This is a genomic window from Mesorhizobium sp., from assembly GCF_017306585.1.
Lineage (GTDB): Bacteria > Pseudomonadota > Alphaproteobacteria > Rhizobiales > Rhizobiaceae > Mesorhizobium.
In genome coordinates, this window is the sequence record NZ_JAFKIC010000127.1 from 1 (window position 1) to 18,747 (window position 18,747).

Sequence of the window (18,747 nt, forward strand, 5' to 3'; positions counted from 1 at the left end):
GGTCAACGAGGTCCTTGATCTCTTCAAGGCCCGCAAGGACGAGATCATCGCCGACATCGACGCCAATTTCGGCGCCGGCCGGCGCGGCATGTATGTCTACCAATGGTACGGCAAGCACAAGATCGACAACGTCGCTGAATTCAACAAGGATTTCAAATACATCAAGACGATCGCCGTGTCCGTTTTCAGCAAGCGCGAATCGACCTCCTGGCACTTCGGTCCGCTGCGGCTCAGCTTGCGCATCCTGTACAATCTGATCCCGGTGAAAGCCGAGATTTTCGTCGAATGCGGCAACGTCAAGAACTACTGGTACGACAATCCGCAGTTCATCTTCGACGACACGCTGCTGCATCGTTCGGTCAACGAATATGACGGCCGCCGCTACTGCGTGTTCATGGACATCATCAGGCCGTCTCCGTTCCCGCGCCTCATCGCGGGCATGCTGGCCGTGGTGTCGGTCAGCGTCGAGCGCATCAATTCGATGTTCTACAAGAACTGGAAGATGATCGGCTCGACCAAGCCGAAGAAGGTCGAAACCACCTGAGCTGAAAAAGCTAGAGAAGATGCCGCCGCCGCGACTGTCGGCATCTTCCGCGTTGTGATGTCGGCCGTCGCGCCGCGATGCAATTTCGGCTAGCTGCGACTTCCGCCGGAGATCCCGGACCGGTCGCCAATCCTTCCCGATGACCCTTGTTACACCATCGTCCTATAGCGGGGCCGCGCCGCGATCCTTAAAACTCGATGCGGCGGATATATCTGGTCCGATATAACGCCGTTGAGTTGGAAGCGACAATCGCCTTGGGAGGAAGAGGTGAGCGGAAGGCAGCCGACTGGCCATCATGCGGATTTCATCCAGGCGTCCATCGCCAGCAGCGATGCGGCCCGTTCAGCGCTTGTTGCGTCATGGCGACGCTCGCTGACCCTGCACGGGCTTGATCCGGCCGAACGCAAAGCGCCAAGACGCCTCACCGCCGGCGAACTGAGCGAGGCCCGGCAGCGTATAGAACCATTGCTGCGCGCCGCCGATGCCAGCCTCGACCGCCTCTACCTTGCCGTAGGCGGCGTTGGCTGCTGTGTCCTGCTTGCCGATCGCGAGGGCATTCCCGTGGAACGCCGCGGCGCTGTCGCGGACGATGACACGTTCGATGAATGGGGGCTGTGGACTGGTACGGTTTGGAGCGAGGACTCCGAAGGGACGAACGGCATCGGTACCTGCCTTGCCGATCAGCGCGCGCTTACCATCCATCGCGATCAGCACTTCTTTTCGCGCAACACGCTGATGAGTTGCACCACGGCGCCGATTTATGATCACGAGGGCAATCTCGCGGCGGCGCTCGATGTTTCGTCGTGCCGGTCGGACCTGACCGAGGGCTTTGTCAACCTCATCGCCATCGCGGTCGGCGACGCGGCGCGGCGCATCGAAGCCGAGAACTTCCGCCTGGCATTTTCCAATGCCCGCATCCTGCTGGCCCCCGTCGCCGAGCGCAGCGCCAGTGCCTTGATCGCCGTCGATGCCGACGATCTGGTGGTCGGGGCGACACGCTCGGCGCGTCTCGGCCTCGGCATCACCCAACAGGTTCTGGCCAAGGGCCTTCCGGCGGCCGACATCCTCGGCGCCTTGGCCAGGACGGCCGAAGATCTGGACGAAGCCGAGCGCGGCGTGGTTCAGCGGGCCATGGCGCGCGCCGAGGGCAATGTGTCGGCCGCCGCCAGCAATCTCGGCATTTCGCGGGCAACCCTGCACCGCAAGCTTGTCCGGTTCGGCATCCGCCGTCCGCATTGAGCTTTGCGCCCAGGGACTGTCGCAGATCTGCGACAGTCCCGCCTTGCCGAGTACCCGGCACTGGCTGACAGAGATCGAGACATCCGCAATTCTTGCCTCCGACGCGTCACATCCTGTGGCGCCGCCACTTGGGAGGAAGATCATGAACAAGGTGGAATTTTCCCGCACGGCCAAGGTTCCCTTCGCCAAGCGCTATGACAATTACATCGGCGGCAAATGGGTCGCGCCGCATTCGGGAAAATATTTCGAGAACATTTCGCCGGTGACCGGCCGGCCGCTCGGCGAGGTCGCCCGTTCCGATGCCCATGACATCGAAGCCGCGCTCGATGCCGCGCACAAGGCCAAGGACGCCTGGGGCAGGACAAGTGCCGCCGCCCGCGCCCTGATCCTCAACCGCATCGCCGATCGCATGGAAGACAACCTCGATCTGCTCGCGCTGGCCGAAACCTGGGACAATGGCAAGCCTATCCGCGAGACGACCGCCGCCGATTTGCCGCTGGCCATCGACCACTTCCGCTATTTCGCCGGTGCCGTACGCGCGCAGGAGGGCGGCATCTCGGAAATCGACCACGATACCGTCGCCTATCATTTCCATGAACCGCTCGGCGTCGTTGGCCAGATCATTCCATGGAACTTCCCGCTGTTGATGGCGGTCTGGAAACTGGCGCCGGCACTGGCCGCCGGCAACTGCGTGGTGATCAAGCCGGCGGAACAGACGCCCGCCACCATCATGCTGTGGGCGGACCTGATCGGCGACCTGCTGCCGGAGGGGGTGCTCAACATCGTCAACGGTTTCGGCCTGGAGGCCGGCAAACCGCTCGCCTCGTCGAACCGCATCGCCAAGATCGCCTTCACCGGCGAGACCACGACGGGCCGGCTGATTTCGCAATATGCCAGCCAGAACCTCATCCCGGTGACGCTGGAACTCGGCGGCAAATCACCCAACATCTTCTTCCAGGACGTGACGTCGGAGGATGACGATTTCTTCGACAAGGCGATCGAGGGCTTCGTCATGTTCGCTCTCAACCAGGGCGAAGTCTGCACATGCCCGAGCCGTGCGCTGGTGCATGAGAAAATCTACGACAAGTTCATGGACAAGGCCTTGAAGCGCGTCGCCGCGATTGTCCAGGGCGATCCGCTCGATCCGGCAACCATGATCGGCGCCCAGGCCTCGAGCGAACAACTGGAGAAGATCCTGAGCTACTTCGACATCGGCCGCAAGGAAGGCGCCGAGGTGCTTGCCGGCGGCGAGCAGAACCATCTGCCCGGCGATCTGGCCGGCGGCTACTACGTCAAGCCGACCGTGTTCAAGGGCAACAACAAGATGCGCATCTTCCAGGAAGAGATCTTTGGGCCGGTCGTGTCCGTGACGACCTTCAAGGACGATGACGAGGCGCTGTCGATCGCCAACGACACGCTTTACGGCCTCGGCGCGGGCATCTGGAGCCGCGACGCCAACCGCTGCTACCGCTTCGGCCGCGCCATTCAGGCTGGCCGGGTGTGGACCAACTGCTACCATGCCTATCCCGCGCATGCCGCCTTTGGCGGCTACAAGCAGTCTGGCATCGGTCGCGAGAACCACAAGATGATGCTCGACCACTATCAGCAGACGAAGAACATGCTGGTCAGCTACAGCCCCAAGAAGCTCGGCTTCTTCTGATCGCCTCCCAAGGCGGCGCATGATCCTTTCCGAAGGGTCATGCGCGCTCTATCTGGGGCGGGACCTGCTGGGTCATGCCCCGGTTTGTCGTCAAGGAGGAAGACATGCCCGACAAGGTTTCCCTTGGAAAAGTCTCGGCCACGCCCGAGGCCTCGGCCTTTCTGGCGGAGATCATCGCCGACCATGGGCCGGTGCTGTTCCACCAGTCGGGCGGGTGCTGTGACGGCTCCTCGCCAATGTGCTACCCCCAGAACGATTTCATCGTCGGCGACAATGACGTGATGCTGGGTGAGATCGGCGACACGCCGGTCTATATCAGCGCCTCGCAATACGAGGTCTGGAAGCACACCGACTTGCTCATCGATGTGGTGCCGGGCAGGGGCGGCATGTTCTCGCTAGACAACGGGCGCGAAAAGCGGTTTCTGACCCGCTCGACCGTCTGTGCCATTCCCGAAACGCCGCCGCGGGCCTGAGGGTTGACGCCGCTCCCTTTGCGGGGGCAGTAAACGGTGATGTTCAATCTCTTTCTCGTCGTCACTGGCGGTGGCATCGGCGCCGGCATACGCCATCTGACCAATCTGGGCGCACTGCGCCTCGTCGGTCCCAACTATCCCTGGGGCACGATGGTCATCAACATCGTCGGCTCGTTCGCGATGGGCCTGTTCATCGCGACGCTTGTGCGTCGCGGCGGATCGAACGAGCTCAGGCTTTTTGTCGCCACCGGCATCTTTGGCGGCTTCACCACCTTCTCGGCCTTTTCGCTCGACTTCGCGACCTTGTGGGAGCGGGGCGCTACCTTGCCGGCCCTGGGATATGCGCTGGCCAGCGTCATTGGCGCCATTATCGCCCTGTTTTTGGGTCTTTGGCTCGCAAGAAGCCTGCCATAATGCTATTGCCGCGCCGAGAACAGGCCGAGTCCTGGCCGGAAAACAGGTAGACGAAGAACTATGGCAGGCGTCGAACAGATCACGGTGGAGGCCGGCGAGGCGGGCATGCGGCTCGATCGCTGGTTCAAGGCCCATTTCCCGGGCCTCGGCTTCGGTCACCTGCAGAAACTGCTGCGGTCGGGCCAGATCCGCGTCGATGGAGGCCGCGTCAAGGCCGACACCCGTGTCGAGCCGGGCCAGATGGTGCGCGTGCCGCCGCTCGAGGTCGACAAGAAGGGCGATGTGCCGCTGACCGGCCATTCGATCCGCAACCAGGGCGATGCCGACGTTCTGGCGAAAATGCTGATCCATGAAGACCCGAAGGTTTTCGTCTTCAACAAGCCCGCAGGCCTGGCGGTGCAGGGCGGCTCGGGCGTCACCCGCAATGTGGACGACATGCTGGAAGCCTGGCGCAACCAGAAGGGCGAGAAACCAAGGCTGGTGCACCGGCTCGACCGCGACACATCAGGTGTGCTGGTGGTGGCCCGCACGAGACTGGCCGCGATGAAGCTCTCCGAGGCGTTTCGCGCGCGCGAAACGAAGAAGACCTACTGGGCGCTCGTGAAGGGCGTGCCGCCCAAGCGCGAGGACAAGATCTCGACCTGGCTGATCAAGGAAGCGACGCCGGACGGCGACCGGGTACGCATCGCCAAGCATGGCGAGAAGGGCGCCGACCATGCCGTCTCCTATTACCGCATCGTCGAACAGGCGGCGCAGGCGCTGAGCTGGCTGGAGATGGAGCCCTATACCGGGCGCACCCACCAGTTGCGCGTGCATGCCGCCCATATCGGCTGCCCGATCATCGGCGATCCCAAATATTTCGAGGCCGATACCAACTGGGAATTTCCAGGCGGCATCCAGAATCGCCTGCATCTGCATGCCCGCCGCATCATCATCCCGCATCCCGACCAGGGCGTTATCGACGTCACCGCGCCGATGCCGCCACACATGCGCCAGAGTTGGAACCTGATCGGCTTCGACGAGCAGAGCGCGGAGGACTGACCTTGAGCGGCGTCACCGATGCGCTCGATCGGCGCGACACGGTCGACCTGGCCGCAGCCGCGATCATGGTTGGCCTGACCTTTTCCTGGGGGCTGAACTACGTCGCCGCCAAGATCTCCTATGCCGGCTATGATCCTGTCTTCCTGTCGATAGCCCGCTCGGTCATCGGCGGTTTCTGCGTCTTTCTCTGGTGCCGCTGGCGCGGCATCGCCCTGTTCGGCCGCGATGGCACATTGCTCGCGGGCACTGCCGTCGGCGTTCTGTTCGGGATCGAGTTCCTTTGCCTCTATGTCGGCCTGGAGCATACGACCGTTGCCCGCAATACGCTGCTGGTCAACTCGATGCCGTTCTGGATGCTGGTCGGCGGCCACTTCCTGCTTGGCGAGCAGATCACGCTGCGCAAATTCCTCGGGTTGCTGCTCGCTTTTGGCGGTCTTGCCGCGGTCTTTTCCGACAAGCTTGGCGGCGGGGGGGACATGCTGTTCGGTGACCTGCTGAGCCTCGGCTCGGGGTTTTTCTGGGCTTTGACCAACATCCTCATCAAGCGCTCGAAGCTGGTCGAGGCGAGCGCCGAGAAGCTGCTGCTCTATCAGCTCGCCGGAGCCGCGGTCGTCGGCGTCCTGGTCATGCCGCTCGCCGGCCCGCCTATTCGCGACCCCGCGTTGTTGCCGACACTGGCCCTGCTTTTCCAGGCGATTTACGTCGTCGCCTTCACCTATGTGCTGTGGTTCTGGCTGCTGCGCCGCTATCCCGCCTCAGGCCTGTCGAGCTTCACCTTCCTGTCGCCGGTCTTCGGCGTCCTGTGCGGCGCGCTGATCTTGAAGGAGCCGCTGACAATACGCATTTTCCTGGCTCTTGGCCTCATCGCCGCCGGCCTGATCATCGTAAACCGGCGGGCGCGCAAGCTGACGCCGGTCTGAGAAAGATTCACATGCGCGATATCCTGAACGACCTCGAAGCCGGAAAACTGCTTTCCGATCCCGATCCGGTGCGCCGCGCCCAGATCCAGATGAAGACGCCGCTGCCGAAGCGATTCTATGCGACTGTTTCGGTTGCGCCGATCGAGAACGGTTTTGCTGTCCATCTCGACGGCAAGCCGGTGCGCACGCCCGGCAAGGCCTTGCTGGCATTGCCGACCGAGAAGGCGGCGTACCTGGTCGCCGAGGAGTTCGCCGCCCAGGGCGAGACCATCGATCCGGTGACGATGCCGGTGATGCGCCTGGTCAACACCGCGCTCGACGGTGTCGCCATCGATCCGCAGGCGGTGCTCGAGGACATACTGCGCTTTGCCGCTTCGGACCTGCTCTGCTACCGCGCCGACGCGCCGCAAGGGCTTGTCGAGCGGCAGAACGAGCAGTGGGATCCGGTGCTCGACTGGGCGCGTGCCTCACTTGGCGCGCGCTTCAACCTCGCCGAGGGGATCATCCATGTCGAGCAGCCGCGCGAGAGCATCGCGGTGCTGGGGGCGCATCTTGGCCAGCGCGCGCAACCGCTGCGCCTTGCCGCAATTCACGTGATGACCTCGCTGACCGGTTCGGCGCTGCTGGCGCTGGCCGTGGATTTCGGCGAACTCGACGCGGAGGCGGCGTGGGCCGCCGGCCATGTCGACGAGGACTGGCAGATCGAGCATTGGGGGCAGGATGCCGAGGCGGTCGCGCGCCGGTCCGCCCGCAAGCGCGACATGATGGCCGCCGTCGGCCTGCTGGACGCGCTCAAGGTGTGACCTCGAGCGCCAGGATACCGCACCGCATCTAAGACCAAAGTCATAATCCCATCGTCGCTCTGCCGCGGGCGGGGGCTTTCTGTCATTTTTTCGTGATGGCTCGGCATTCGAGTCCGCGTTCGGAGGAGAGCGCGGACATCGGTGCACAGCATCGAGGACAGGGTCTCACGGGAGGACATATCAATGGCAATTGCATCGACCGTCGGCGGAGAAAGCCGCGGCATGACGCGAGAGGAGAAGAAGGTCATCTTCGCCTCCTCGCTCGGCACCGTTTTCGAATGGTACGATTTCTATCTCTACGGATCGCTCGCGGCCTTCATCGGCTCGACTTTTTTCAGCCCCACTATTCCAGAGGCGACGCGTAACATCTTCGCCTTGCTGGCATTTGCCGCCGGTTTTCTTGTTCGCCCGTTTGGCGCTCTCCTGTTTGGCCGTATCGGCGACCTTGTCGGGCGCAAGTACACATTCCTCGTCACCATGACCATCATGGGCCTTTCGACCTTTCTGGTCGGTCTGCTGCCTGGCTATGCGACCCTGGGCATCGCGGCTCCCGTGATCCTGATTGTCCTGCGCATGCTGCAGGGCCTGGCGCTCGGCGGCGAATATGGCGGGGCGGCGACTTATGTTGCCGAGCACGCGCCTGACGACCGTCGAGGGTTCTACACGTCATGGATCCAGACGACGGCAACGCTCGGCCTGTTCCTGTCGCTTGTCGTCATCCTGATCGTCCAGGGTTCGCTCAGCAAGGAAACCTACGCCGCCTGGGGTTGGCGCATTCCTTTCATCGTCTCTTTCTTGCTGCTCGCCGTTTCGATCTGGATTCGCTTGTCTCTGTCCGAGTCCCCAACCTTCAAGAAGATGAAGGAAGAAGGGAAGGGCTCCAAGGCACCGCTTTCGGAAGCCTTTGGGCAGTGGAAGAACGCCAAGATCGCCCTGCTGGCGCTGCTCGGCCTCACCGCCGGTCAGGCTGTGGTCTGGTACAACGGCCAGTTCTATGCGCTGTTCTTCCTGCAGAACGTGCTGAAGGTCGACGCGCAATCGGTCAACATCATGATCGCCATCGCGCTGGCGCTCGGCTCGATCTTCTTCGTCGTGTTCGGCTGGCTGTCCGACAAGGTCGGTCGCAAGCCGATTATCATGGCCGGCCTCGCACTCGCCATCGTCTGCACCTTCCCGCTGTTCAAGGCGCTGACCTGGGCGGCCAATCCGGCTCTCGCCAAGGCGCAGCAGAACACGCGTGCAACGGTGACGGCAGCACCCGGCGACTGCAAGTTCCAGTTCAATCCGGTCGGCACGGCGAAGTTCACGACATCGTGCGACATCGCGACATCGTTCCTGACCAAGAACTCGGTTCCTTACGACGTGGTGTCGACGGCCGCGGCCGGCACGGCCGCGTCGGTCAAGATCGGCAGCGAGACGGTGGCGTCGTACGACGCGGTCGCCGCCGGCGATCAGGCCAAGGCCAAGGACGCGGCCTTCGTCAAGGCTGTGAACATGTCCCTGCAGGATGGCGGATATCCGCTGAAGCGCGCGGCGATCAAGGTCGCCGACCAGAAACTGGACGCCTTCATCGCGGCCAACCCTGAGCTTAAGCTCGATGCCGCGGCCATACGCGGCGGCGAAAAGACAGCGGTGCCGGTGGATCAGGCGGTCAAGGACAAACTACTGACCACGGATGAGGCAGCGGGTGCGCCCGAGATCACGGTTTACAACATACCGGGTGGTGGGGCGTTTGCCATGTTCGCGGATCCGGCGGCCGTGAACTGGCCGATGACGATCGGTATCCTGTTCATCCTGGTGCTGTTCGTGACCATGGTTTACGGGCCCATCGCGGCGATCCTGGTCGAGATGTTCCCGACCCGTATTCGTTACACCGGCATGTCGTTGCCGTATCATATCGGCAATGGCTGGTTCGGCGGCTTGCTGCCAGCGACGGTTTTCGCACTTAGTGCCTACAAGGGCGACATCTACTACGGCCTTTGGTACCCGGTAGTGATCGCTGCGTTTACGCTCGTCATCGGCATGATCTTCGTCAAGGATACGCTCGGTACGAATCTGCACGCCAAGGACTAGCGATCGGCAGACAAAACAAAAAAGCCCGGCGCGAGCGATCGCGCCGGGCTTCGCCATGTCTGGACCGAAGGAAAGGATCAGCTCTTGGGCAGCCGGTTCTCTTCCTCGACAGCTGCCTCGTGATACCAGCTATCAAAATCAGCGTGCGTGTTGCGCAACGCGGCGAGCTCTGCCGCGAATTTGGCCTTCGCGCCTAAATTTGAGGCAGACCTGCGTGCTGCCAGGGGGAAGGGCAGGATTTTTGCCGACGGACGGGCGGAGACGATCTCCATAGCCGGTCTCCTTTCTTCTCTATGAGCTTTTCGATTCACCTGTTCTGCAAGATAGGTTGTGCGATTCATTTAGGCAATATGCTCACAAAAAGATCAGTAAATGCACAATATTTATGCATATTGAAACTCTGGTTGATCCCGGCGCATTGCTGAGGCGGCTCAGCGAATTCAGTGCGATGTCGCGACCATTTTGCCGCACCCTCCGCCGGGAGAGTGGCACACGAATTGCATTTTAAGAGATTGGCAGGCCGGCTTCGTCCGGCCGCGCGTCGACACCGTTCCGCGGTGATCAAGCAACGAGAGGCTCTAGAATGACCAAATACAAGCTCGAGTATATCTGGCTCGACGGATACACCCCGGTCCCCAATCTGCGTGGCAAGACCCAGATCAAGGAGTTTGCCGAGTTCCCGACGCTCGAGCAGTTGCCGCTGTGGGGCTTCGATGGCTCCTCCACGAACCAGGCCGAAGGCCGCAGTTCGGACTGCGTCTTGAAGCCGGTCGCGCTCTATCCGGATCCGGCGCGCAGCAACGGCATCCTGGTCATGTGCGAAGTCATGATGCCCGACGGCGTCACCCCGCACGAATCCAACAGCCGCGCGACCATTCTCGACGACGAGGGCGCATGGTTCGGGTTCGAGCAGGAATACTTCTTCTACAAGGACGGCCGTCCGCTCGGTTTCCCGGAGAGCGGTTATCCCGCCCCGCAGGGCCCGTACTATACCGGCGTCGGCTACAAGAACGTCGGCGATGTCGCGCGCCAGATCGTCGAGGAGCATCTCGACCTCTGCCTGGCGGCCGGCATCAACCATGAAGGCATTAACGCCGAGGTCGCCAAGGGCCAGTGGGAGTTCCAGATTTTCGGCAAGGGTTCCAAGAAGGCCGCCGACCAGATCTGGATGGCTCGCTACCTGCTGCTGCGCCTTACCGAAAAATACGGCATCGATATCGAGTTCCACTGCAAGCCGCTCGGCGACACCGATTGGAACGGCTCTGGCATGCACTGCAACTTCTCGACCAAGTTCATGCGCGAAGTCGGCGGCAAGGCCTATTTCGAAGCGCTGATGGCGCAGTTCGACAAGAACCTGATGGACCACATCGCTGTCTATGGTCCCGACAATGACAAGCGCCTGACCGGCAAGCACGAGACGGCGCCGTGGAACAAGTTCAGCTACGGCGTTGCCGACCGTGGCGCCTCGATCCGCGTGCCGCATTCCTTCATCAAGAACGACTACAAGGGCTATCTGGAAGATCGCCGCCCGAACTCGCAGGGCGACCCCTACCAGATCGCTTCGCAGGTGCTGAAGACGATCTCGCAGGTCGCGACCGACGCTTCGGTTTCGGCGGCCGCCTGATCGCTCTTGCCGGCAAGCGGGACATAGGCCCGCACTGGCGATTGAGACTGAAAAGCCCCGGCGGGACAACCGCCGGGGCTTTTTCTTTGCGCTGGTGGCCGCGTGAGCCGCGCTCAGGCGGCAGCCGCTCCGCGCGCCTTCAGCGCCGCCGATAGTTTCGTGTGCGGCAGGGCGGGGCTGCGATTGCCGTCGCGGCCGGTCATGTCGCTGTTTGCGACGAGCGCGTTGAGCACGGCTTCCTCGGAGGCCTGGACGACCGCCGCGTAGAAATCGTCCATGCGGCCCCATGGAATGAAGTCCATATAGCTGTAGCTCTGATCGGTCGGCGGTCCCTTCGGGAAGCGGCCGTTGAGAGCGTCGCGGTTGGCGGTCGAGAAGGCGAGGAAGATGTCGCCTGAGAAATGCGAGCCGGAGGTGCCGGTGCGGGCAAGGCCGAGCGGCACGCGGCGGGCCAGGGCCTTGCACTGGCCAGGCAGCAGCGGGGCATCGGTGGCGACGATGCCGATGCAGGAGCCGGCGCCGGTCGGCCCGCCCCGGAAATAGGACTCCATCGGATTGTCGGCCGCCAGGTCAGCGCCAACGGGCACGCCGGCGATCGTGAGCTCATGGCGCGAGCCGAAATTGGCCTGCAGGAAGACGCCGACAGTGTAGGAGCGATGGCCGTAGTCGACGACTCGCGAAGCGGTGCCCGAACCACCCTTGAAGGCATAGCAGTTCATGCCGGTGCCGCCGCCGACCGAGCCCTCCTCGATACGGCCGCTCGCGGCGGCGTCGATCGCGGCAATGGCATGATCGACCGTGACATGCGAGCCGTTGATGTCGTTGAGATAGCCGTCCCAGGTCTCCGCCACCACGGGCAGCAGCCACTGGTTGGCGACATCGGGCTTGTGGCGCGCCACCCAGTCGATGACGCCGCGATGGCATGTGCCGACCGCGTGCGTGTTGGTGATCAGGATCGGCAGGCTTATGCTGCCGGCCTCCTCGATCCAGGAAGCGCCCGTCATTTCGCCATTGCCGTTGAAGGAGTGGTAGCCGGCCGCGCAGGCGAGGCCGACACCTTCACGGCCGAACGGCAGAATGGCCGTGACGCCGGTGCGCACCGGTCCTTGTCCGACAAGCATCTTGCCATCGCCCTTGACGATCGTGGAGTAGCCGACCTGGACGCCGTCGACATCGGTAATGGCATTGGCGGAACCAGGCGTGCCTTGCAGGGGAATGGCGAGCGCGCGGGCGCGCGGCTTGCCGGCTGGGGTGGTGGTCTGCGTCGGCAGTTGGTCCATGCTTTGGTTCCGCTCCGTTTGACTAAGCCGGCTCAGCGAAGGCTGCAGCCGGTGGCAAGTTCCGCATAGCTGGTCAGGATCGCCAGCGCCGAGGATTTATCGACCGCGGGCACAACGTTGACGAGATGCAGCCCAAGGCCGTCCTCCAGGACGACAAGGCTGCGCGCGATCGTCTCGCTGGCCGTTTGCAGTTTGAAGATGCCGGTGGCGGCGCCTGCCTCGAGGATGCCGACATAGATCGACACCTGCCGCTCGAACAAGGTGATGTGACGGGCCGCGTAGCTGGCGTCCGAACGCGAATAGGCGCCGAGCTCCAGCAGCAGGCGGCAGAGCTGGTCGTCCGGGTCGGTAGGCAGGCCGCTTTCGATCATGGTTTTCAGCCGCAGTCGGGGATCGGCGATCTCGGCAATCGATGCCGCACGGATCGTGCAGAACCGCTCGACCGCCTTGCGCTGCACGTCATCCAGAAGGTCCTTCAGGCCCGGATAATAATAGAGCAGGGCGCTCGAGCTCATCCCGGCCTCGTTGGCGACATCACGCAGGGTGACGCCGGCAAGGCCACGTTTGGCGATCATCGATTCCGCCGCCGCGACCAGCGTCAGGCGGCGGTCGGTCTGAGTCTTGGGTCTGCCCATTTTCGTTTCCTGAATTGAATTCAATTTAAAGCGAGCGTCTGAAAATTTGCAAGCACCAATACGCCATATTTGTTGACGATATGCGACTCTGCCGATAGGTTCCGTCGCGGAGGATAATTTTTATCTCATTAAAAAAAGGGGAGGACGATGTCTACAAACGAAGCAACAAGAGGCGCGGTGGACAAGGCCGCGCCAGCCGCCAAGGGCCTTGATCGGGCGCTCAATGCCCTGGGCACGCTGATGATTGTTCTGTCGGCGGTGACGCCGGCATCATCGGTGTTCATCATCGTGCCGGGCGTCATCGCGCTGGCCGGCACGGGCTCGTTCCTGAGTTTCGTGATCGCGGCCGTGATCGGCCTGTTCATGGCCTTCGTCTACGCCGAACTGTCCTCGGCCTATCCGATGGCGGGCGGCGAATACACCATGATCGGCCGTACGCTTGGCCGGTTCTGGGGTTTTGTCACGCTGGTCCTGGTGTTCGTCTCGATCGTGCTGATCGTCGCCGTCATCGCGCTTGGCGTCGGCACCTATCTCGGCGTCCTGATCCCCAATCTCAGCCCGCAATGGGTGGGCGTGGTGACGATCGCGCTCGCGGGTGCCGTGGCGGCGATGCGCATCAAGCTCAATGCCTTCGTCACAGGCATCTTCCTCGGCATCGAAATGCTCGCGCTGCTCATCCTCACAGGCCTGGGCTTTGCCCATGTCGAACGGCCGCTGAGCAGCCTGTTCACGTCGCCGCAGCTCCTCGATGCCACCACCAACTCGCTTGTCCCGGCTTCGGCCGGCATCATCCTGGCGTCAACCGCCGTTTCGCTGTTTGCCTATAACGGCTATGGCGCGGCCGCCTATTTCGGCGAGGAGACACAGGACGCCAAGCGCAATATCGGCAAGGTGGTGCTTTGGGCGCTGGTGATCACCGTCGCGGCCGAACTCATTCCGCTGACGGCGGTGCTGCTGGGATCGCCGGATCTCGCCGGCCTGCTCGCCGCGCCGCAGAAGATCGAATATTTCCTCGAGGCGCGCGGCGGTCATGCGCTGACGGTGCTGATCAGCCTCGCGATCGCCGTCGCCATCTTCAACGCGGTCATCGCCATCATCCTGCAGGCGGCAAGGCTGCTGTTCAGTTCCGGCCGCGACAGGACCTGGTTTGGACCGATCAACGCCGCGGTCGCCTCCGTCCATGGCAGCTATGCCTCGCCGTGGATTGCCACCATCGTGGTTTCGGTGCTGGCGGCTGCCGCCTGTTTTATCGACATCAACCTGTTGCTGGTGGTCAGCGGCACGTCGCTGGTCGTCATCTACGCGCTGCTGTGCGTAGGCGTGTTTGCCGGTCGCCGTAACGGCACGACGGCTGGCGGGCATTACCGCATGCCGCTGTTTCCGGTTCCGGCGATCCTGGCCTTCGTGGCGCTGGTCTATGTCGCCTACCAGAACCTGCTCGACGCCGCCTTCGGGCGCCCGAGCCTGATCGCGACGCTGCTGATCATGGTCGTGGCGGCTGTCTACTACGTGCTGGTCCTGGCCAGGCGGACGGACTGGAATCTGCACGGCCCCGACGAGCTTGCCGGATAGGCGTCACCCTCCGACGGTCTGTCCTTGCGAGAACCCCGGCCCCCTGCCGGGGTTCTTTTTTTTGCTCGGACCAGGCGGATTGCGGTGGGCGGCTATGGCAGCGAGGACGGCGCGGCGGATGCCGGCGAGACTCGCTCCGGCGATGCCACACTCACGGCCAGCGTACGTGTCAGCTACTGAAGGCGCGCCCGAACCTGTCGGGCCGGGACGGCTGGAAATACCCAAAAAAAGTCAAGCGGAAAAGCTCCGGTCAATTGCGGCCTGTGAAGAGCTTTTTCACTGGCATATCGCGGCAGGCCACGATCTTCTGCTTTTGCGAATGCGTTGAAAAAGCCCGGAAAACAGGCTGTTCCGGGTCATCCGTACACCAACGATCCCTCGTATAAGCTACTGTTCAGACACGGAAATCGCCGATTGGCGCCACCCGCCGGCGGCGTTGACAGATGACGATGCGGCATGCGTATTCGTGGTCCTGGGGTTACGCCAAAGCGATGCTGTTCGAACGGGGCGGGGTTTCTTGAACGACAGCGTTGGCGGGGGCGCCGGACGAGCGGGCATTGCAGCCTGAGGCAGTGCGCCGCTCGCTCCTGGCGATTCAGTGCGCAATCAGCAGCGTCGCGCCGACTGTGGGGCGTCTTCTAAGCCATGTTCATTTGACCGCTGCGGCCTTGGCGCGCTGTGCAGGGCCGCCATCGACTGGCTATCGCGGACAGCAAAAAGCCCTTGAGGGAGAAATCCCTCAAGGGCTTGGCTTAGAGTCCGGAAGGACTTCAGACCGAATAGTACATGTCGTATTCGACCGGGTGCGGGGTCATTTCGAAGCGCATCACCTCGGCCATCTTCAACTCGATGTAGCTGTCGATCTGGTCATCGTCGAAGACGCCGCCGGCCTTCAGGAAGCCGCGGTCCTTGTCGAGGCTTTGCAGCGCTTCGCGCAGCGAGCCGCAGACGGTCGGGATCTTCTTCAGTTCCTTCGGCGGCAGGTCGTAAAGGTCCTTGTCCATCGGCTGGCCGGGATGGATCTTGTTCTTGATGCCGTCAAGGCCGGCCATCAGCAGCGCGGCGAAAGCGAGATAGGGGTTCGCGCCCGGATCAGGGAAGCGAACCTCGACGCGCTTGGCCTTCGGCGATGAGCCGAACGGGATACGGCAGGAGGCCGAACGGTTACGCGCCGAATAGGCGAGCAGCACCGGCGCTTCATAGCCCGGCACCAGACGCTTGTAGGAGTTGGTCAGCGGGTTGGTGAAGGCATTGATCGCCTTGGCGTGCTTGATGACGCCGCCGATGAAGAACAGGCAGTTTTCCGAAAGGCCGGCATATTCATTGCCGGCGAAAGTCGGCTTGCCACCCTTCCAGATCGACATGTGGACGTGCATGCCCGAGCCATTGTCGCCGAAGATCGGCTTCGGCATGAAGGTGGCCGTCTTGCCGTAGGCGTTGGCGACCTGGTGCACGACATATTTGTAGATCAGCATCTTGTCGGCGTTGCGCACCAGCGCATCGAACTTGATGCCGAGCTCGTGCTGCGCGGCGGCGACCTCGTGGTGATGCTTCTCGACGCGCACGCCCATCTCGGCGAGCACGGTCAGCATTTCGGAGCGCATGTCCTGCGCCGAGTCGATCGGCGGCACCGGGAAATAGCCGCCCTTGACGCGCGGGCGGTGGCCGAGATTGCCGGTCTCATAATCGGTGTCGTCATTCGACGGCAGTTCGGTCGAGTCGAGGCGGAAGCCGGTGTTGTAGGGATCGGCCTTGTACTTGACGTCGTCGAACACGAAGAATTCGGCTTCCGGGCCGACATAGATGGTGTCGCCGATGCCTTCCGACTTCATATAGGCCTCGGCCTTCTTGGCCGTGCCGCGCGGATCACGGTTGTAGGATTCGCCCGAGACCGGGTCGAGGATGTCGCACAGGATGACCATGGTCGACTGCGCGAAGAACGGATCCATATGGACGGTGTCGGGATCGGGCATCAGCACCATGTCGGACTCGTTGATTGCCTTCCAGCCGGCGATCGAGGAGCCGTCGAACATGACGCCGTCGGCGAACATGTCTTCCTCGACCTCGACGACATCCATCGTCACGTGCTGCAGCTTGCCCTTCGGGTCGGTGAAGCGCAGGTCGACGAATTTTACGTCGTTGTCCTTGATCTGCTTCATGATGTCTTTGGCTGTCGTCATGTCATGTATCCCTGTGTGATGACGTTTTTTGATGATGACGGTTCGGAAGGATGGCCGGTCGGATCAGACCGCGTCCATGCCGGTTTCGCCGGTGCGGATGCGCACGACTTCCTCAATGTTGGAGACGAAGATCTTGCCGTCGCCGATACGGCCGGTCTGGGCCGCCTTGCGGATGGCCTCGATCGCGCCCTCGACGGCGTCGTCGCCGAGCACGACCTCGATCTTCACCTTGGGCAGGAAGTCGACGACATATTCGGCGCCGCGATAGAGTTCGGTGTGGCCTTTCTGCCGGCCAAAACCCTTGGCCTCGGTCACGGTGATGCCTTGCAGTCCGGCCTCCTGAAGCGCTTCCTTCACTTCGTCCAGCTTGAATGGCTTGATGATCGCTTCGATCTTTTTCATGTAAAAAGTGGCCTCCACTGCCAAAAAAACGGGTTGTGAGCCCCCGCTTGCGCCTCTTTCAAGCACGAACCGTGCCAGATAGACGGATTCGAAGCGGTCTCATAGGATTTCGAAGCCGCGCGGCGCCGGAATGCAAATTCGCGTCATTCCCTGCGCCAGATGCGGCACGGGCCTTCAAGGTATGCTCGGCATTTTGGGAAGCTATGGCCTAACAGGTAGGCATATCGCCCACATAATAGGCAACTTCTGCCCGCAGTGCCTCCGATCCGACCATTTTGACCGTGGTCTGCCACTCCTCCTCGTTTGCGTCGGATCGAAAACTGGACAATGCTTGATCGAACGCGGATCGGCAATCCATGAGCAACGAACTTCTTACTTCCGCCGAGATGGGCGAGGCGGACCGGCTGGCGATTGCCACCGGTCCGATCGATGGCATCGGCCTGATGCGCCGCGCCGGGGAAGCGGTCGCGGCGCAGGTTTTGATCCGCTATCCCCAGGCGACCCACGTCCACGTGCTTTGCGGGCCAGGCAACAATGCCGGCGACGGCTATGTCGTCGCGCGCATCCTGGCCGACAGCGGCGTCGGCACCACCGTCTGGGCGTCGGGCGCACCGAAGCCGCAGAGCGACGCGGCGCTCGCCGCGGCAGAGTGCGCAATCGCGTCCCGGCCACTATCCGGCTTCGAGGCCGAGCGCGGATCGATCGTCGTCGATGCGCTCTATGGGGCAGGGCTCTCCAAGCCGCTGTCGGGTGATGCCGCCAGGGCGGTCGACATTGCCGCCGCTCTGCATCTGCCGGTGGTGGCGATCGATCTGCCCTCGGGTGTTTCCGGCGACAGCGGCAAGGTGCTGGGCAAGGCATTTTGCGCAGAGATCACCGTGACCTTTGCTCGCAAGAAACCCGGCCATTTGCTGCTTCCCGGCCGGGAGCAATGCGGCGAGATCGTGCTTGCCGATATCGGTATCGGCGACGACATCATCTCGCTGATCCAACCCCGGACGTTCGAGAATCGCCCCGTGCTCTGGCTAGCTGATTTCCCGGTGCCGGCTGTGGATGCCCACAAATACAAGCGCGGCCATGCTGGCGTCTTTTCCGGCGGGCCGAGCGCCACGGGAGCGGCGCGATTGTCGGCACTTGCCTCGGCCCGGAGTGGGGCAGGCGCCGTGACAGTGCTGTCGCCCGGCAATGCAATGCAGGTCAACGCGGCCCATCTGACCTCGGTCATGCTGCGCAAGACCGATGATGCCGCCGACATCGAAGCGTTTGTCGGCGAGCGCCGGCCTTCGGCTTTCGTTCTCGGCCCCGGTTTCGGTGTCGGTGAAAAGACGCGGACCTTCGGGCTGACACTTCTTTCCCTGAGCTACAAGAAGGATTCCGCCGCGCAGCTCGACGGGCTTGTGTTCGACGCCGACGCGATTACGTCGTTTCGTGAAGCGCCTGACGTCTTGTTCGAAGCGGCACACACACCCGGCGCGCCGGCACTGGTGATGACGCCGCATGAGGGAGAATTCGCCAGGCTGTTTCCCGATATTGCCGGCGACGATGCTTTGTCCAAGCTGGACAAGGCCCGCGCGGCGGCCGGACGCGCCAACGCCATCATCGTCTACAAGGGGGCCGATACAGTGATCGCCGCTCCCAACGGCAGGGCGGCGATCAATTCCAACGGTGCGGCCTGGCTTGCCACAGCCGGTTCCGGCGACGTGCTGTCCGGCGTCTCCGCCGGCCTGCTGGCGCAAGGCATGCCGGTCTTCGAAGCGGCCTGCGCCGCGGTGTGGATCCATGCCGAGGCGGGCAGCCGGTTCGGGCCGGGGCTGATCGCCGAGGATCTGCCGCAGGCCATGCCGGCTGTCCTGCGCGAGCTTATGGCTGATCGAGGCCGGCGCTGAT

17 protein-coding genes are annotated in these 18,747 nt (G+C 62.8%); 12 read left to right on the plus strand and 5 right to left on the minus strand.

The window, feature by feature from the left end:
- From J0I79_RS11605 to J0I79_RS11645, 9 genes are all read left to right on the plus strand, one after another.
- Positions 1-544: aspartyl/asparaginyl beta-hydroxylase domain-containing protein (locus tag J0I79_RS11605; protein WP_292857932.1), on the plus strand; the 544-nt coding region annotated here is incomplete at its 5' end.
- Positions 545-811: 267 nt separating this feature from the next.
- Positions 812-1,783 (plus strand): helix-turn-helix domain-containing protein, encoded by a 972-nt coding sequence (locus J0I79_RS11610; RefSeq protein ID WP_292857935.1) that lies wholly within the window; start codon positions 812-814, stop codon positions 1,781-1,783.
- A gap of 142 nt (positions 1,784-1,925) precedes the next feature.
- The gene (gene adh, locus J0I79_RS11615) at positions 1,926-3,443 is read left to right on the plus strand and encodes an aldehyde dehydrogenase (protein ID WP_292857938.1); all 1,518 of its coding nucleotides are present in this window, start codon (positions 1,926-1,928) and stop codon (positions 3,441-3,443) included.
- Positions 3,444-3,547: 104 nt separating this feature from the next.
- On the plus strand, positions 3,548-3,916 hold the full coding sequence (locus J0I79_RS11620; RefSeq protein WP_292857941.1) for a DUF779 domain-containing protein: 369 nt from the start codon (positions 3,548-3,550) through the stop codon (positions 3,914-3,916).
- 39 nt (positions 3,917-3,955) lie between these two features.
- Positions 3,956-4,330: a fluoride efflux transporter CrcB gene (gene crcB / locus J0I79_RS11625; protein ID WP_292857944.1), complete on the plus strand. Its 375-nt coding sequence runs from the start codon at positions 3,956-3,958 to the stop codon at positions 4,328-4,330.
- Between the two features lie 60 nt (positions 4,331-4,390).
- On the plus strand, positions 4,391-5,371 hold the full coding sequence (locus J0I79_RS11630; protein WP_292857946.1) for an RluA family pseudouridine synthase: 981 nt from the start codon (positions 4,391-4,393) through the stop codon (positions 5,369-5,371).
- Positions 5,372-5,373: 2 nt separating this feature from the next.
- Entirely contained in the window at positions 5,374-6,291 is a 918-nt protein-coding gene (locus J0I79_RS11635) for a DMT family transporter (RefSeq protein ID WP_292857949.1), read from the plus strand.
- An 11-nt stretch (positions 6,292-6,302) separates the two neighbouring features.
- Positions 6,303-7,094 carry an ATP12 family chaperone protein gene (locus J0I79_RS11640; protein WP_292857952.1) on the plus strand — a complete coding sequence of 264 codons (792 nt, stop codon included), beginning with the start codon at positions 6,303-6,305 and terminating at the stop codon, positions 7,092-7,094.
- A 183-nt stretch (positions 7,095-7,277) separates the two neighbouring features.
- Complete coding sequence (locus J0I79_RS11645; RefSeq protein WP_292857954.1) at positions 7,278-9,167, plus strand: MFS transporter; 1,890 nt, start codon at positions 7,278-7,280, stop codon at positions 9,165-9,167.
- A 77-nt stretch (positions 9,168-9,244) separates the two neighbouring features.
- Here J0I79_RS11645 and J0I79_RS11650 read toward each other — a convergent pair whose 3' ends face one another.
- Positions 9,245-9,439 carry a DUF2735 domain-containing protein gene (locus J0I79_RS11650; protein WP_292857957.1) on the minus strand — a complete coding sequence of 65 codons (195 nt, stop codon included), beginning with the start codon at positions 9,437-9,439 and terminating at the stop codon, positions 9,245-9,247.
- A gap of 311 nt (positions 9,440-9,750) precedes the next feature.
- Here J0I79_RS11650 and J0I79_RS11655 point away from each other — a divergent pair, with 311 nt between their 5' ends.
- Positions 9,751-10,791, plus strand: coding sequence for a glutamine synthetase beta-grasp domain-containing protein (locus J0I79_RS11655; RefSeq protein WP_292857960.1), 1,041 nt, complete (start codon positions 9,751-9,753; stop codon positions 10,789-10,791).
- Positions 10,792-10,904: 113 nt separating this feature from the next.
- On the opposite strand, the gene J0I79_RS11660 is transcribed toward J0I79_RS11655, so the two are convergent.
- Both J0I79_RS11660 and J0I79_RS11665 read right to left on the minus strand, forming a co-directional pair.
- On the minus strand, positions 10,905-12,071 hold the full coding sequence (locus J0I79_RS11660; RefSeq protein ID WP_292857963.1) for a P1 family peptidase: 1,167 nt from the start codon (positions 12,069-12,071) through the stop codon (positions 10,905-10,907).
- A gap of 32 nt (positions 12,072-12,103) precedes the next feature.
- Complete coding sequence (locus tag J0I79_RS11665) at positions 12,104-12,706, minus strand: TetR/AcrR family transcriptional regulator (RefSeq protein ID WP_292857966.1); 603 nt, start codon at positions 12,704-12,706, stop codon at positions 12,104-12,106.
- A gap of 147 nt (positions 12,707-12,853) precedes the next feature.
- Here J0I79_RS11665 and J0I79_RS11670 point away from each other — a divergent pair, with 147 nt between their 5' ends.
- Complete coding sequence (locus J0I79_RS11670; protein WP_292857969.1) at positions 12,854-14,278, plus strand: APC family permease; 1,425 nt, start codon at positions 12,854-12,856, stop codon at positions 14,276-14,278.
- A 770-nt stretch (positions 14,279-15,048) separates the two neighbouring features.
- Here the strand turns inward: J0I79_RS11670 and glnA are convergent.
- The gene (glnA, locus tag J0I79_RS11675) at positions 15,049-16,458 is read right to left on the minus strand and encodes a type I glutamate--ammonia ligase (RefSeq protein WP_140730138.1); all 1,410 of its coding nucleotides are present in this window, start codon (positions 16,456-16,458) and stop codon (positions 15,049-15,051) included.
- Between the two features lie 63 nt (positions 16,459-16,521).
- On the minus strand, positions 16,522-16,860 hold the full coding sequence (locus J0I79_RS11680) for a P-II family nitrogen regulator (RefSeq protein WP_006205430.1): 339 nt from the start codon (positions 16,858-16,860) through the stop codon (positions 16,522-16,524).
- 356 nt (positions 16,861-17,216) lie between these two features.
- Between J0I79_RS11680 and J0I79_RS11685 the strand changes: the two genes are divergently transcribed.
- Entirely contained in the window at positions 17,217-18,746 is a 1,530-nt protein-coding gene (locus J0I79_RS11685; protein ID WP_292857975.1) for an NAD(P)H-hydrate dehydratase, read from the plus strand.
- Position 18,747 lies beyond the last annotated feature (1 nt).